Here is a 15,102-nt window from a genome sequence, read left to right on the forward strand (position 1 = left end):
GGCCAAGCGCATGTCGGCCCAGGGGCCGCCTGTCTGCCGGCGCCCGGAACCTTGGGCGAACGGGTCCGAAGGGCCGCCCATCAAGCCGACGAATCCGCCAGGGGGCCAGTCCACGGAAACCCCGGTTCCAGAGAGGACGATCAAGCCCCCGCGGGGAGACGCTCGGGTGAGCCATGGACCGGCCACGGCTTCGACTCCATGCACCCCGCTTCGAACCCGCGATCCTGGAGCGCACACCTGGATTCGAACCCGCGATCTCGGCCTGTTTCGGCCCGCAGGGCCGTGGCCGGTTGGGTGGAGCCACACTGAGACGACGGGAAGGGATGTGGGGGATGACGAGTGGAGGGAGGTCAGGCAGGCTGAGCGGAAGGCTATGCAGCACAGCGGCTTACGCCGAGCACCCGATGCTCAAGCCGTGTGGGCTTGGCCGCATCAATGCGCCAGGTGAAGTCGATGACGAAGCCGGGGTTCTTCTTTTCGACTACGACGGGCGCCCCCGCTACCACCCTTAAAGAAGATTTTGAGGCCGTGGCTTGGTAGCGGGTCACGGCCTCAAAGTCCGGAAGGGCGAAGATCTCGGCTCGGCCCTCGTGAGTGTGGGGGTCGAGCCGAACCTGTTTTACGAACGCTCTGACCGCATCAGCCTCGGGGTTGAACTAGACTGAACGCCGGTTGAAAGGCGCGGCAAGTGGACGGGAGGAAAGCGCAGCGCCCAGCCTATGGCTATCCCGTCTGGCGAGGGGTGTCACGTTCTCCTACGGTTCGGCTTCGCTCGCCTTCGCCGCGGGGCGCGGAGGCTCCGCCCACGTTCCGTCTCCATGCCCGAGAACCGATGGCCGACAAGGAGCCACGGCTCCCTCAGAAGCTGTTGGCCTTGGTGAAGGCGATGATCTCGTCGAGGTTGCCGATGGCCAGGCCGGTGCAGGTGTCGGCACAGCCGTAGTAAATCCACACCGTCTTGTCGGGGAAGACGATGGCGGCGCAGGGGAAGGTGACGTTGGGCACGTCGCCGGTGCGCTCGTACGGCTCGGTGGGGGCGAGGAGGTAGCGGCGGGTGCGGTAGCGGCACTTCCAGGGCTGGTCGAGGTCGAGGAGGCAGGCGCCGAAGCTGTAGACGAAGCCGTTGCAGCTCGTGAGCACGCCGTGGTAGAAGCAGAGCCAGCCCTCGGGGGTTTCGATGGGGACGGGGCCGGGGCCGACCTTGGTGCTCTGCCAGCCGCCGCGGGTGCCGAAGACGAAGCGCTGTTTGCCCCAGTGGATGAGGTCGGGGCTTTCGGCGTAGTACATGTCGCCGAAGGGGGTGTGGCCGCGGTCCGAGGGGCGGTGGAGCATGGCGTACTTGCCGCCGATCCTGCGGGGGAAGAGGACGCCGTTGCGGTTGTAGGGCGGCAGCATGTTCTCCATCTGGTAGAACGTCTTGAAATCGTCGGTGCGGGCGAGGCCGATGGTGGGGCCGTGGTAGTCGTTGCACCAGCAGACGTAGTAGGTGCCCTCGAGCGGGATGACGCGGGGGTCGTAGCCGTAGCCGTGGGTGGCGATCTCGGGGTCGTCGCAGACCAGATTGATCCGTTCGGGCGAGATGTCCCAGTGAATGCCGTCCTTCGAGAAGCCGGGGTGGAGGGTCATTGCGCGGTCCTGCTCGTCGCAGCGGAAGACGCCGGCGTAGGCGCCCTTGAAGGGCACGACGGCCGAGTTGAAGACGCTGTTGACGCCCCGAATCTGCTGCGGGACGATGATGGGGTTGCCCTCGTAGCGGCGCAGCACGGTTTCGTTAGCCACGGCGCAGTCTCCCGAAAAGAAGCCACAGGGGCGCAGAGGACACAGAGAAGACGATAAGCAATCGGGGGGCAAAGTCAAGCGCGGAGCATGCTGCGGAAAAAGCGCTTGACATTCGGTCGCAGCTCAGGTAAACTATTGTTCATCTGTTGGCGAATGAGGCCCCCGTGTGAGGGACGCCGTGGCCGGGGCAGTGGACAAGGCTCGCAAGCCTGCCGAAGTGCAGGCCGCCCGCCGGGCGATGCCGGACGATGCGATGGTGCACGCGCTCGCGGAGACGTTTCGGGCGCTCAGTGACCCCACCCGTGTGCGCATCGTGCTGGCGCTCGGCGAGCGCGAGTTATGCGTGGGGGATCTAGCGCACCTGTTAGGCCTCACAGGCTCGGCCGTGTCGCACCAGCTCCGGCTGCTGCGGGGCCAGGGCCTGGTGCGGTACCGACGCGATGGAAAGGCCGCATTCTATGCCCTGGACGACGAGCATCTGCGGAACCTCCTGGCTGAGGGGGTGCGGCACGTGCGGGGCGGCTGATTTTTTCATACCCATAGAACAAACATCTGTTCACATGTGCCACATGGCCCCGACGGCCGAGGATGCCGCCCTATGAGCACCCCGCGCACCCCAGCCGCCGATCCGGGCGCCCTGCCTCTCGCCCAGGTGGTGGACGCCCTGGCCGCCGAACTGCACGAGCGGGTCGAGCAGCAGCGGCGCGCCATCCAGCGCCTCGTGGACGCCCAGGCCCGGGGCCACGCCTACTGCCCGCTGGTGGACTGCCCCCGCCTTGCCCGCCTGCGCGCCGCCGTGCGCGAGGCCATCGAAGTCCTGGAGGCCACGCGGGGCGCCTTCAAGTCGCACCGATTGGAGGTGATGCGCAAGAAGCTGACCGATGTGCTGTCGGGCGGCTGACCCGCCGAGCCCGACGCGGGGCGTTCTGCGGTGTGGACTCGGGCCGCACAGCGAGGACGCAACTCGAGCCGCTCCCGGCCGTGCCGGGCGCGCGGTGTTGCTTCTTCAAGCCTTTTTCGCAAGGAAAGGACGTGCGACATGAGTGCCACGAATGGACGGTGGGGCGCGCGGGCGAGCCGCCGCGCGGTGACGCTGATCGAGATGCTGGTGGTGACGGCCATCCTCGGGGTGCTGGCGAGCGTGCTGGTGCCCACGGCCCTGAAGGCGCGCATCGGGGCCGAAGCGGTCAAGTGCCGCAGCAACCTGGCCCAGATCGGCAAGGCCATGGTGATGTACACGATGCAGTGGGACGGCTGCTACCCCGCCACGCGCTGGAGCGGCGGCTCGAAGCAGCGCTGGCCGTTCGCCCTGCGCCCCTTCGTGGGCGCCCCGCTCACCGACAACGACGCTCTCGAGAGCACGGCCGCCAACGGCAACCGCATCATCAATCCCCTCTTCCTGTGCCCCTCCGTGCGCGCCTCGAAGAACCAGACCAAGGGCCAGCGCGTCTTCTTCCGCGAGGGCTCCTACGGCTACAACTGGGGCACCTTCGGGCCATTCTACCCGAATACGGCGGGCGACGGCATCTCGCCGTCGTGGCGCTACCCCGCGTCGTACACCTGCATCGAGAAGCCGGCCTCGACCGTCCTCGTCGCCGACAGCTTCGGCAACGCCGACCTCACCGACTGCCACGCCTACACCCTCGACCCGCCCCGCCCCGTGCACGGCCACACCCGCTGGGGCGCCACGAGCGGCACGGGGATGACGCCGATGGACAACCGCCACTCGGGACGCGGCAACGTGGTGTTCGCCGACGGCCACGCGGCCCCACTCACGATGCGCGAGGCGGGCTACAACGCCGACGAGCCCTGGCTGGTGGATGGCACAGGCGACAACGCGCTGTGGACGGGTCTGGGCGCGGCCAACTAGCGACGCTTGACAGGCTCGCGCGAATCGCTAGCATGAGGAGCGTCAAGGGCCGCCCCGGGGCCGGCATGGGGACCACATGACCGCACGCGCCGCGCGGCGGGGCTTCACACTCATCGAGTTGCTGGTCGTCGTCGCCGTCCTGGGCGCGTTGATGGGCATGCTCATGCCCGTCATCGCCCGGGCCCGCGGCACGGCGCACAGGACCTTCTGCTCGAACAACCTCAAGCAGATCGGCGTGGCGTTCGCCACCTACCTGAACGCGCACGATGATTTCTACCCGTGCGCACAGGACCCCATCTCGGCCAGCCCGCTCTACTGGCTGTGGATGGGCCGCGGCTGGCGCGGCTTGCTCGCGCCCTTCTTCGGCCAGAAGATTGACCCGCAGAACCCCTCAGTGCTGTTCTGCAAGGACGACGACCAGGCCGAGAACAAGTACGAGTCCACCAGCTACGCCTACTCGATGGCCTTCTACCACAGCGCCGCGCAGATTGACGCGATGACCACCACGAAGCTCACCTATTCGAGCCCCCAGCCCTCGCTGGGCCAGCGGGGGTCCCAGGTGAGCAATCCGGTGCAGAAGGTGCTCGCGGGGGAGTGGACGAGCAACCACGAACGCGTGACGGGCGACACGGGCTGGTGGGTGTGGGAGGGCACGCGGAACTTCCTGTTCGCCGACGGCCACACGGCCTTCGTGGCCGCCACGGCCCTGCGCCGCGCCAACGATGGCAAGCCCAACCCCTGCCTCACCCGCCACGGCATCCACGGCCGCGACGTGGAATGAGAAGAGGGGAGAGTGCGGGGGGAAGCCCTTCTTGGGCAAGAAGGGCTTCCCCCCGCGCCCCCCCATCCCAAGAACCGCTGGGCTGCATAAACCGCATGGCGCCTTGAGCCTGAGCGGCGCGCATGCTAGGATTGGGGCAGTGCCTGCGACCGAAGGTGTGGAACGCGCGGAGATTCCCATGAGGCGAGTGGCCACGTACCTTGTCTTGGCGTTGTGCGTGCTGACGGCCTGCCAGCCGTCGGGGCCCACGTTCGAGGTCGAAACGTGGGAGGGCAAGAAGCTCAAGGGCGCGCTGAACCTGGAGGGCGACACGCTGAGCGTCGGACGCCGCAGGCTGGCCCGCGCCGACGTGGCCCTCGCGGTGCAGGAGACGGGGGAGGGCGCCAGGGCCTCCGGGAAGTACGCCGAGGGCTGTGCGCCCCTGAGCAGTGCGGCCCTGGCCCAGTACCGCGACCGCGCCAGGGCCTTCGCCGCCCGGACGCCGGGCATTGATTCGGTGCTGTGCCTCGACCACGGCCAGGAGGTGCTCACGGCGGATGGCAAGCACATCTACCGCTACCACGCGCTGCACCTGGTGCTGAAAGAGGGGGGCCGCAAGGCGGCGGACCTTCAGCTCGGCTTCGAGGAGGGCCGCAGCCGCCAGACGGTGTTCTTCGCGCGCTCCATCGCGCCCGACGGGCGCACGCAGTGGTTCGACCCCGCGACGCTCGAGGTGGCCGTGCCGTCGCAGGAGGCGCAGTTCCTCGATACCCGCGGCCGCGTGCTCTCGGGCCGCATCCCGGGGGTGGAGGTGGACTCGCTGGTGGAGTACGCCTATGAGTATCTGAACTACAATCCCGACGTGCCCGACTACTTCTTCCCGAGCTTCTATTTCCAGGGCGACGAGCCGTTCCTCGACTCGATCCTCGACGTTCTGGTGCCGAAGGGGCGGAAGCTGAACTGGACGACGCGCAACATGCCCGAGGCGGCCCGCACGCCGCAGCGCACGTCCCGCGGCGCCTACGACGCCTACCGGTGGGCCATGCACGACGTGCCGCCCTACTGCCCCGAGCCGATGATGCCGCACAAGTCGGACGTCGTCCCGGCCGTCCACTGCTCGCTGTTCTTCGACTGGGACGAGTTGCACCGGCGCACGGGCGGCTACCAGCGCGAGCGCGTGCAGGTGACGCCCGAGATCGCCGCCCTCGCGGCGAAGATCGTGGGCGAGGCGAAGACTGACGACGCGAAACTCGCGGCCATCTACCACTGGGTCCAGCGCAACGTCAACTACATGTCGATCAAGGGCTCGCTCTCGAGCAGTTGGGCCGGCCATCCCGCCACCGAGACGCTCAAGAACGGCTACGGCGACTGCACCGACAAGGCGATCGTGCTGGCCAGCCTCGCCAAGGCCGTGGGGATCGAGGCCTACCCGGCCATCGTGCAGACGAACGACGCCGGGCGCGCCGTGGTGGACATTCCGATCCCCGACGCCAACCACTGCATCAACCTGGTGCTGCCCAACGGCAAGCCGCGCTTCCTCGACAGCACGGCCACCGACCACCGCTACCCCTACTTCCGCTCGGACGACCACGGCGTGAAGGCGATCATCCACATGACCGGGCAGATCCTCGACGTGCCCGTGCCGCCGCCGGAGGACAACCTGCGCGAGAGCGTGCAGGAGCTGGTGCTCAAGCCCGACGGGGGGGCCGACGCGACCGAGAGAAACACCTACACGGGCGACTACGAGGCCACCATCCGCGCCTTCTGGCGCAGCGTGCCGCCCGGCATCCGCGCCCACATGATGCAGCAGTACCTCCAGCGCCGCTCGCCCGGCGCCGTGTGCACCGGCTTCGAGCTGGGCGATGCCGACGACCTCTCGAAGCCGCTCACGATGGCGGTGAGCTACCGCATCCCGTCGCTGGCCACCCAGACGCGCGACCTCTACATCCTCTCGCCGCCCGGCTTCAGCCACGACTTCCCCGAGGCCAGCCTTCAGACCCGCCAGTTCGCCATCGAGCGGGCCACCACGCAGGAGATGCGCACGACGCTCCAGATCGTGTGCCCGCCGCGGTGCACGCTCGTGGGCGCGCCCGAGCCGCTCGCCATCCACGGCAAGCACCTGTGGTACGAGGGCAGGGTCGAGCCCGCGCCCGACGGCAAGTCGCTCACGCTGCGCCAGACGCTCAAGTACCTCACCCGCCTGGTCCCGCCCGAAGACTATGCCGAGTACCGCGGCCAGGCCACGAAGATTGCCGCCTGGTCGGAGCTGAAGCTCGTCTTCCGTGAAGGGCCGGGCCCGAGGAGGGCGGAGAAATGAGACAGCCTATGCGCTCTCGATTCCAGACCCCGCATTCCAGATTCCCGATGCCGATCCGCGGTCCGCAGTCCGCATTCCGCAATCCTCCGTTGGTCCTGTGGGTCCTATTGGTCCTGTCGGCTCTATCATCCTCCTCCCCGCTCGCCGGCGAGGGGGTCTACCTCCAGAGCGGCGAGGAGTACTTTGGCACGATCGGCCGGATCGCCAGGGGCCGGCTCTATGCAGTGATCGAGGGACGCGAGCAGGTGTTCCCCCTCGACCAGGTGCACCGCATCGAGTTCCAGCGCCCGCGCCTGCTGGATGACGTGGCGAAGGCGGCCGACCTGCCGCGCGGGGTGCCGTTCTTCGCCGAGGCGCTGAGGCCGAGCACCGACGAGTTGCGCAAGCGCTTCCCCCAGGCCGGCATCGTCGTGCTGGCCGACGAGACCGTGGTGATGATCCGCGCGAACGGGGCCTGGGAGCTCAAACGCTTCGAGGCCTGGCGCATCCTGGAGGACCGCGGCGCCGATTCGGCGATGCGTTCCATCGCCTATTTCCCCGACCGCGAGCAGGCCGAAGTGCTCTTCGGCCTCACGGTGGCGCCCGACGGCTCGGTGGCGCACCTGTCGGACATGGCGATGAAGGACGAGGCCCTCTACGCGCGGCTGCCGGCCTACAACTTCCAGCATCGCCTGCGCTTCACCCTGAAGGGCGCCGTGCCGGGGGCCACGCTGTTCCTGGCCACGGCGCACCGCGGCAGGGCCAGCCTGCGCGAGCCGCTGGTCCTCGACCAGGTCTTCTGGGAGACCGAGCCGATCCTCCGGCGCTCCGTGCAACTGGCCGCCGAGGACGGCGCGAAGGCCCTCGTCGCCACGGCCACGGCGAACGGCCCGAAGGACTGGGGCCGGGACGGCCTGTGGGAGATCCGGGACGCGCCGCAGCTCTTCCGCGAGCCGATGATGGCGCCCGTGGAAAGCTTCGCCCCGCGCCTGCTGCTCGCCTATCCCAAGGCGGAGTGGCCCGACGTGGCCCAGGCGTTCCTCGAGCGCGCCGGCGGGGCCGCCGCGTTGCCGACCAAGGGCGTGCCGCCCCGCGCGCTCTTCGACCAGGTGCGCCTCGGCGTGCGCCTCGAGCCCGTGCCGCTCGAGGCGCTGCCCGACGGCCCGGCCCGGCCCGACGCCGTGCTGGTGCGCGGCTACGGCACCGAGGTCGAGCGCGCGCTCCTCCTGGCCGCCCTGCTGCGCGGCGCGGGGCACAGGGCCGACGTCGTGCTCGCCCGCCCGCGGCAAGATGGGCCGCTCCTCGACGCTGTGGCGCGGCTCGAGGGGTTCTCCGACGCCCTCGTGCGCCTCACGGCGCCCGACGGCGCCGTGACCTGGCTCCAGACGGACGACGAGGACCGCGGCTTCGGCGAGCTCGCCCCCGAGGTCCAGGGCGCGGAGGCGCTCGATCTCGCGGCCGGCAAGATCATTGCCCTCCCCGTGCCCGCGCCCGCGGCCGAGGCCACCACGCGCACCGTGGAGGTGGCCCTGGCGCCCGACGGGGCGGCGACGGTGAACGACCGCTACACCCTCCGCGGCCGCTCTGCCGCCGAGTTCCGCGGCCTGAAGGACCTCACGCGGGACCAGCTCGCCAAGTGGGCCGCCCGCTACGTGGGCGGCCAGACCACGGGCGTGGACCTGGTGGAGTTCACCCACTCGGACTTTGCGAATGCCAACCCCGAGGAGCGGCTCCAGTTCACCTACCGCCTGCCCGCGGCGGCGGAGAGGGCGGGGGACTTCCTGGTGCTGCGCCTGCCCAACGCCGCCGTGTCGGCGACGGAGGTGGGCCGCACCAGCCGCGAGCGCGACCTGTTCTGGCAGGGCGTCGAGCGCGAGGAGACCGCCTTCGTCGTCCAGGCGCCCCTCGGCTACGCCGTCTACGCCGTCGGCGGCAAGAGCGAGTTGAAGGGGCAGGGCTGGACCCTCGCCGCCGAGTTCGCTACCGATGCTGCCGCCAAGGGCACCGTGCGCTTCCGCGAAACGTGGGAGCGGTCGGCCCTCGCCGCGCCCAGGGATGCTTACGCCGCCTACCGCGACGCCCGCATCGCCCGCAGCCGGCTGCGGGGCGAGGTGATGGTGTTCGTGAAGGAGTGAACGGCCTCGCTCGGGTGTGGGCCATTTCTGTAGGTAGCTTCTGCTGCGGATTCTCGTAGCGACAAGCGTCCCGCTTGTCGAAAACCACCGCAAGCGGGACGCTTGCGGCTACGCTTGAGGCCCTGGCCGACGCAGCGTGGTTCCGGCCACCGCAAACGAAGATCAGTAAGGTGGCCCCGAATTCAGAATTCAAAGACCCGAATTCACGAATTCACGTCCCCGAATTCACCCGAACTCACTCTGGCACTGCCGCGCGCCAAAGCGGGAGAGTCTGGGGAGTCTGGGAGACTCTGAGCCGGACGGGCGAGAATGGCCAAACGGGCGCTCCGAGAGTGGAGGAACCCGTGCGACTCTGCGCCGGATGGCGGAGAATCGGCGAATGGCGATGCCACGCGCGGTCGCACTGGATGCGGAACGGAAGAATGCTATACTGGCGAGGTCGGGAACAAGATTGGCCACGGAGACACAGAGACCGCGGAGAGGAAGGAGAAGCCCATGAACGTGCTGAAGGCGGGTGTGGGGCGACGGGATTTTCTGGCGGGCGCGGCGGCGGCCGCGGCGCTGACGATTGTGAAGCCGGGGTCGGTTCACGGCGCGGAGGCGGCCAGGACGCTCGAGCTGGGCCTCATCGGCGCGGGCGGACGCGGCAACTGGATCGCCAACCTGTTCCAGGCCAATGGGTGGAAGGTGGTGGCCGTGGCCGACTACTTCGCCGACCGGGCCAACGGCACGGGCGAACGGCTGAAGGTGGACGCCGACCGGCGCTTCAGCGGCCTCAACGGCCACAAGAAGCTGCTCGAGGGCAAGCTCGATGCCGTGGCCATCGAGACCCCGCCCTTCTTCCACCCCCAGCAGGCCGCCGACGCGATTGACGCGGGCAAGCATGTGCTCGTGGCCAAGCCGATCGCAGTGGACGTGCCCGGCTGCCTCACCATCGCCGAGGCGGGCAGGAAGGCCACGGAGAAGAAGCTGGCGTTCCTGGTGGACTTCCAGTCGCGCGCCAACACCTTCTTCCGCGAGGCGGTGAAGTGGGTGCACGACGGCAACGTGGGCCAGGTGGTGCTCATCCAGGCCAACTACTTCACCGGCCCCTTCGCGCCCAGCCCGGCGGATGACTCGGCCGAGGCGCGCCTGCGAGCCTGGTTCTCCGACAAGGACTTCTCCGGCGACATCATCGTCGAGCAGAACATCCACGCGCTCGACATCGCCACGTGGTTCCTCAACGCCGACCCCATCAGCGCCGTGGGCAAGGGCGGCAATGCCCTGCACACCCACAAAGGCACGTGCTGGGACCACTTCGCCGTGCTCTACCACTGCCCGGGCGATGTGATCATTGACTTCAGCTCGAGCCAGTGCACGAAGGGCTACGACGACATCGGCTGCCGCGTCTTCGCCCGCAACGGCACGGCCGACACCCACTACGGCGGCAACGTAGTCGTCCGCGGCGACAAGAGCTACCGCGGCGGCAACACCGGCCCCATCTTCACCGAGGGCTGCGTGCAGAACATCCGGGACTTCCACAGGAACATCACCGAGGGCAACTTCGCCAACGAGACCGTCGCGCCGAGCGTTCGGAGCAATCTCACCTGCATCCTCGGCCGCGAAGCCGCCTACAAGAAGGCCCCCCTCACCTGGGCCGAGATGATGAAAGAGGCCCGCCAGGTGGACCCGAAGCTGGAGGGACTGAAGGCCTGAGCCGCGGGTGCCAGGTCAGTTGACACGCGGGCCGCTTTGTGGTTTGCTTGCCGATGGGGTGTGCGCTCACAAAGCTATCCGAGGACATGCAATGCGTCTCACTGCCCTCCTCCTGTGTGTGCCGCTGCTCGCGATCGCTGCCGCAGGCGAGGGGAAAGCGAACCCACCCAGCTTCCGCGATGCCGTCGAGGCCGACTGGCTGCTCCAGGACACCGTGCGCACGGGCACGCAGCGCCTGGCTCCCAAGGCGGCCGGCAACGTGACGACGAAGCAGGACGCCCTCGGCGGCGTGGACGGCGTGAAGGACGGCAAATGGGGCTTCCACACGGAGAACGAGCCGAACCCCTGGTGGCAGGTGGACCTGGGCGAGAAGACGGCCCTCGACCGCGTAACACTGTGGAACCGCTGCGACAACTGCGGCGACCGCAATAACCGCATCCTCGTGCTGCTCTCGGACGACGGCAAGGCCTGGCAGCAGGCCTATCAGCACAACGGCACGCCGTTCCAGGGCTTCTCCGACAAGAAGCCGCTCGAGGTGAAGCTCGATGGCAAGGCGGCCCGTTTCGTCCGCCTTGCCCTTCAAGGCACCAGCTACTTCCATCTCGATGAGGTCGAGGTCTTCGCCGCGGCCGACCCGAAGAAGAACATCGCCCTGGGGAAGCCGGCCGACCAGTCGTCCGTGAGCCAGTGGTCGGCCATCCACGACCCCAAGGCTGTCGTGACGGCCGAGGCCGAGCCGCCGCGTGTCTACCCCTTTGCCGTGGTGATCGAGCGCGGCCGCAACCTCGCCGCCGACCTGTTGGCCCGCGGCGCGCCCGTCGAGGCGCAGGTGAAGGAGCTCGAGGCCGCCGCGACGAAGGCCGAGGCCCTGCCCAAGAACGCCACGCCCGAAGCCGCCAAGGCCGCCTACCTCGAGCTCCGCTGGGCCGTCCGCCGCCTGGCCCTGGCCAACCCGCTGCTGAGCTTCGACCGCATCCTCTTCGCCAAGCGGGCGCCGGGCGTCTACAGCCACATGTCCGACCAGAACTACGGCCACTGGTCGCGCCCCGGCGGCGGGCTCTTCATCCTCAGCGGCTACAGGGGCGGCGAGCCGCAGGTCGCCAGCATCACGCCCGACCTGCCCCCTGGCAGCTTCCTCCGCCCCGACCTGTCGCACGACGCCTCGAAACTCGTCTTCGCCTACTGCCGCTACTACCCCAACAGCCACGGCCTCGGCGACAAGACCGACAAGAAGAACCTGCCCGACGACCTCAAGTACCACATCTACGAGATGAACGTGGACGGCTCAGGTCTGCGCCAGCTCACGAAGGGGCGCTACGACGACTTCGACCCGCGCTACCTGCCCGACGGGCGGATCGTCTTCCTCTCCACCCGCCGAGGCCAGGACCTCGCCTGCGGCGTCGAGAGCGCCGCGAAGACCCTCGCCGACCACTTCCTGCCCGACAGCTACGTGCGCTGCGGCGGCGGCAAGAGCCGCCCCGTCGCCGTCTACACCCTCCACATCATGGACCCCGACGGCGGCAACCTGAAAGCCATCTCGGCCTTCGAGAACTTCGAGTGGACGCCCGCCGTCGCCCCCGACGGCCGCATTCTCTTCGCCCGCTGGGACTACGTGGACCGCCACAACAACGCCTTCATGAGCCTGTGGTCCACCCGCCCCGACGGCACGATGCCCAACCTCGTCTACAAGAACTTCACCCGCAGCCCCCACTGCGTGTTCGAAGCCCGCCAGGTGCCCGGCTCGCACAAGCTGCTCTTCACCGCCAGCGCCCACCACGCCTTCACCGCCGGCTCCATCTGCCTGCTCGACGCCGCCCGCGCCACCGAGTCCCAGGACCCCCTCACCCGCTACACGCCCGAGGTCTGCTTCCCCGAAACCGAGGGCTGGCCCGCCACCTACTACAACAGCCCTTACCCCCTCGACGAGAATCACTATCTCGTCGCCTGGAGCCCCTACCCCATCCAGGGCGAGGGCAGCCGCAACAACACCAACTGCCTCGGCCTCTACCTGGCCGACGCCTTCGGCAACCTCGAGCTCCTGCACCGCGACCCCGAGATCTCGTCGGAGTGGCCGCTCCCCCTGCGGCCCACGCCCCGCCCCCACCAGCTCCCTCAGGTGGCCGCCGACGGCCGCACCGACGAGGGGAGCTTCGCGGTCCTCGACGTCTACCGCGGCCTGCCCGGCATCGCACGCGGCACCGTGAAGGCCCTCCGCGTCATCGCCGTCCCCGCCAAGACCCAGCCCGAGATGAACAGCCCCAATCTCGGCGTCACGAGCGAGGACCCCGGCAAGCTGGTGCTCGGCACCGCGCCCGTCGAGGCCGACGGCTCGGCCCACTTCCGCGTGCCCGCCGGCGTCAACGTCTTCTTCCAGGCCCTCGACGCTCAGGGCATGGCCCTTCAGACCATGCGCACCATCACCTACGTGCAGCCCGGCCAGACCCTCGCCTGCATCGGCTGCCACGAACACCGCGGCGAGACGCCACAAAACGTCCTCGCCTCGGCCGTCACGCGCGCCCCGTCCAAACTCACGCCCGGCCCCGACGGCTCGTGGCCCCTGCGCTTCGACCGCCTGGTGCAACCCGTGCTCGACAAACACTGCGTCGCGTGCCACAGCCCGCAAGGCAAGCCCGAGGCCGCGAAGAAGATCGTCCTCACCGCCCCCGGCGCCTACGACGCGCTCCTGAAGCACCCGCCCCTCCAGCTCGCGGGCCTCGTGACGCGCGACTACAGTGGCGGCTACTCGCAGGTGGGCTTCGGCGTGGCGCGCTCGAGCCCGCTCCTCGCCATGCTGCGCAAGGGGCACAACGACGTGACGCTCGACGCCGACGCCCTTGCCCGCCTCATCACCTGGCTCGACACCTACGCACAGCGCCAGGGCCACTTCAGCCCCGAACAGGAGCGCGCCCTCGAGCAGTTCCGCAAGCGCGCCGCGGACCTCCTGGCAAGCCAGTGATTGGGCGGGAAACACGCCCGCGCGGCAACGGCCCCGCCGCCGGTCCGCGCGCACCAACGGCCCCGCGCCGGCGCCCCGCGCACCCTTCTCCTCGGCGGGCCGCAGCGGGCGGCCAGCGCCCCACGGGCAGGCTCAGTCACGGGGCGGAAGGCTGTCTGCGAGCGGCGGCGCGCTCACTCCTCCTCGTCCACCTCCAGCTCTTCGAAGTCCTCTTTGCTCGCGCCACAGTCGGGGCAGACCCAATCCTCCGGCAGATCCTCGAAGGGGGTGCCGGGTGCCACGTTGTTATCGGGGTCGCCCTCATCGGGGTCGTAGATGTAGCCGCACAGTGTGCAACGCCACTTGCTCATCGTCTCGGCTCCTTTCCAGCAGGCCGCCAGAGGCGGCCGTTCGTCAGCTTGAGTTTGCGCTAACCCCGTCAAGCGGGCCTGGTGTTCAGACAATGAAGCGCAGAGACGCCCGCTTGTCAACTGGCATTTTTCACCGGACGGAGATTTTCCCTGCCCCGAGGCCGCCGGCGGCAGCCCCCCGCCGCGCGGAGGCGGCCGCAGAATTCGCACCCCCATTTCGCTTGACACCCGGAAATAAGACGCTATACTAGAAACATCCCCGCTGTGGTGCTCTCCCCGTCAAAGGACACCGCCTACCGTGGACCTCTACGCTGCGCTCGGGCTGGCGCAGGAGCCGTTCTCCACCACGGCCGACCCTGCGTTCATGTACGCCTCGCACGAGCACCGCGAGGCGCTGCTGCGCCTCCAACTCTCGCTCCGCCAGCGCCGCGGCCTCAACGTCGTCATCGGCGACATCGGCGTCGGCAAGACCACCCTCTGCCGAAAGCTCTACGACGAGATCGCACGCGAGGACGGCTACGTGATTCGCGTGGTGGACGACCCGTCCTTCCGCAGCGAATTCCAGTTCATGAACTACCTGCTCCACACCTTCGGCGTCCCGCGCCAGGGGCGCTCAGGCTACGACTTCAAAGAATGCTTCCGCAAGTTCCTCCTCGACATGGTCGAGAAAGGCCAGACCCCCATCCTCCTCATTGACGAGGGGCAGATCCTCTCGCCCGCCATCCTCGAAATGATCCGCATGTTCCTGAACTTCGAAACCGACAAGTTCAAGCTCCTCCAACTGGTGATCTTCGCCCAGCTCGAACTGCTCGAGCGCCTGCGGGCGCGCCGGAACTTCATGGACCGCATCGCCCTGCGCTACATCCTCAACCCGCTCCAGGAACACGAGGTGGCCGAAATGATCGCCTTCCGCCTCGGCGTCGCCGGCTACCAGGGCGAGCGGGCGCTCTTCACCGACGATGCCATCCACGCCATCTACGAAGCCACGGGCGGATTGCCCCGGCCCATCACCATGCTCTGCCACAACGCCCTCGAATACCTCATCCTCAACGAGCGCGAGGCCGTGGACGCCGAGGTGGTAGAACGCTGCGTCGAGCGCGAGGCCGCCTTCGCGGCCGCCCCCGTGGCCTGAGCCCAGGAGGCGACGAGTGGATGGGTGGAGGAATGGATGATTGCCAGAGCCCGCCAGGTTCCTTTCTCTCGTTCATCCAATCATCCCGCCATCCACTCATCCTCCGTCCCCAGCCGTGCCCTGCTTAGG

At 68.7% G+C, this 15,102-nt stretch carries 11 protein-coding genes; 9 read left to right on the forward strand and 2 right to left on the reverse strand.

Features of this window, described 5'->3' with window-relative positions:
• Positions 1–858 precede the first annotated feature (858 nt).
• Positions 859–1,764, reverse strand: a complete 906-nt coding sequence (locus tag PLE19_05445) for a glycoside hydrolase family 130 protein (protein HPD14371.1) — start codon at positions 1,762–1,764, stop codon at positions 859–861.
• 181 nt (positions 1,765–1,945) lie between these two features.
• Here PLE19_05445 and PLE19_05450 point away from each other — a divergent pair, with 181 nt between their 5' ends.
• The 8 genes from PLE19_05450 (at position 1,946) to PLE19_05485 (ending at position 13,491) form a co-directional block, all read left to right on the forward strand.
• Positions 1,946–2,305, forward strand: coding sequence for a metalloregulator ArsR/SmtB family transcription factor (locus PLE19_05450; GenBank protein HPD14372.1), 360 nt, complete (start codon positions 1,946–1,948; stop codon positions 2,303–2,305).
• 72 nt (positions 2,306–2,377) lie between these two features.
• Positions 2,378–2,680 carry a hypothetical protein gene (locus PLE19_05455; GenBank protein ID HPD14373.1) on the forward strand — a complete coding sequence of 101 codons (303 nt, stop codon included), beginning with the start codon at positions 2,378–2,380 and terminating at the stop codon, positions 2,678–2,680.
• Between the two features lie 138 nt (positions 2,681–2,818).
• A complete protein-coding gene (locus PLE19_05460) occupies positions 2,819–3,649 on the forward strand; it encodes a prepilin-type N-terminal cleavage/methylation domain-containing protein (GenBank protein ID HPD14374.1) in 831 nt (276 codons plus the stop codon).
• A 76-nt stretch (positions 3,650–3,725) separates the two neighbouring features.
• Positions 3,726–4,430 carry a DUF1559 domain-containing protein gene (locus PLE19_05465; protein HPD14375.1) on the forward strand — a complete coding sequence of 235 codons (705 nt, stop codon included), beginning with the start codon at positions 3,726–3,728 and terminating at the stop codon, positions 4,428–4,430.
• 178 nt (positions 4,431–4,608) lie between these two features.
• Positions 4,609–6,726: a DUF3857 domain-containing protein gene (locus PLE19_05470; GenBank protein ID HPD14376.1), complete on the forward strand. Its 2,118-nt coding sequence runs from the start codon at positions 4,609–4,611 to the stop codon at positions 6,724–6,726.
• Between the two features lie 89 nt (positions 6,727–6,815).
• Entirely contained in the window at positions 6,816–8,840 is a 2,025-nt protein-coding gene (locus tag PLE19_05475; protein HPD14377.1) for a DUF3857 domain-containing protein, read from the forward strand.
• Between the two features lie 495 nt (positions 8,841–9,335).
• Positions 9,336–10,535: a Gfo/Idh/MocA family oxidoreductase gene (locus PLE19_05480; GenBank protein ID HPD14378.1), complete on the forward strand. Its 1,200-nt coding sequence runs from the start codon at positions 9,336–9,338 to the stop codon at positions 10,533–10,535.
• Positions 10,536–10,626: 91 nt separating this feature from the next.
• Positions 10,627–13,491 (forward strand): discoidin domain-containing protein, encoded by a 2,865-nt coding sequence (locus tag PLE19_05485; GenBank protein HPD14379.1) that lies wholly within the window; start codon positions 10,627–10,629, stop codon positions 13,489–13,491.
• Between the two features lie 173 nt (positions 13,492–13,664).
• Here the strand turns inward: PLE19_05485 and PLE19_05490 are convergent, their stop codons facing one another.
• Positions 13,665–13,841 carry a rubredoxin gene (locus tag PLE19_05490; protein ID HPD14380.1) on the reverse strand — a complete coding sequence of 59 codons (177 nt, stop codon included), beginning with the start codon at positions 13,839–13,841 and terminating at the stop codon, positions 13,665–13,667.
• Positions 13,842–14,139: 298 nt separating this feature from the next.
• Here PLE19_05490 and PLE19_05495 point away from each other — a divergent pair, with 298 nt between their 5' ends.
• Positions 14,140–14,973: an AAA family ATPase gene (locus PLE19_05495; GenBank protein ID HPD14381.1), complete on the forward strand. Its 834-nt coding sequence runs from the start codon at positions 14,140–14,142 to the stop codon at positions 14,971–14,973.
• Positions 14,974–15,102 lie beyond the last annotated feature (129 nt).

It is taken from the genome of Planctomycetota bacterium (genome assembly GCA_035384565.1).
GTDB lineage: Bacteria > Planctomycetota > PUPC01 > DSUN01 > DSUN01 > DAOOIT01.

What these genes read in the sequence shown, in the direction of transcription:
- PLE19_05480 (HPD14378.1), top strand. Translation starts at nt 9,336, where the DNA reads ATGAACGTGCTGAAGGCGGGTGTGGGGCGACGGGATTTTCTGGCGGGC.
- PLE19_05455 (HPD14373.1), top strand. Translation starts at nt 2,378, where the DNA reads ATGAGCACCCCGCGCACCCCAGCCGCCGATCCGGGCGCCCTGCCTCTC.
- PLE19_05465 (HPD14375.1), top strand. Translation starts at nt 3,726, where the DNA reads ATGACCGCACGCGCCGCGCGGCGGGGCTTCACACTCATCGAGTTGCTG.
- PLE19_05460 (HPD14374.1), top strand. Translation starts at nt 2,819, where the DNA reads ATGAGTGCCACGAATGGACGGTGGGGCGCGCGGGCGAGCCGCCGCGCG.
- PLE19_05470 (HPD14376.1), top strand. Translation starts at nt 4,609, where the DNA reads ATGAGGCGAGTGGCCACGTACCTTGTCTTGGCGTTGTGCGTGCTGACG.
- PLE19_05485 (HPD14379.1), top strand. Translation starts at nt 10,627, where the DNA reads ATGCGTCTCACTGCCCTCCTCCTGTGTGTGCCGCTGCTCGCGATCGCT.
- PLE19_05490 (HPD14380.1), bottom strand. Translation starts at nt 13,841, where the DNA reads ATGAGCAAGTGGCGTTGCACACTGTGCGGCTACATCTACGACCCCGAT.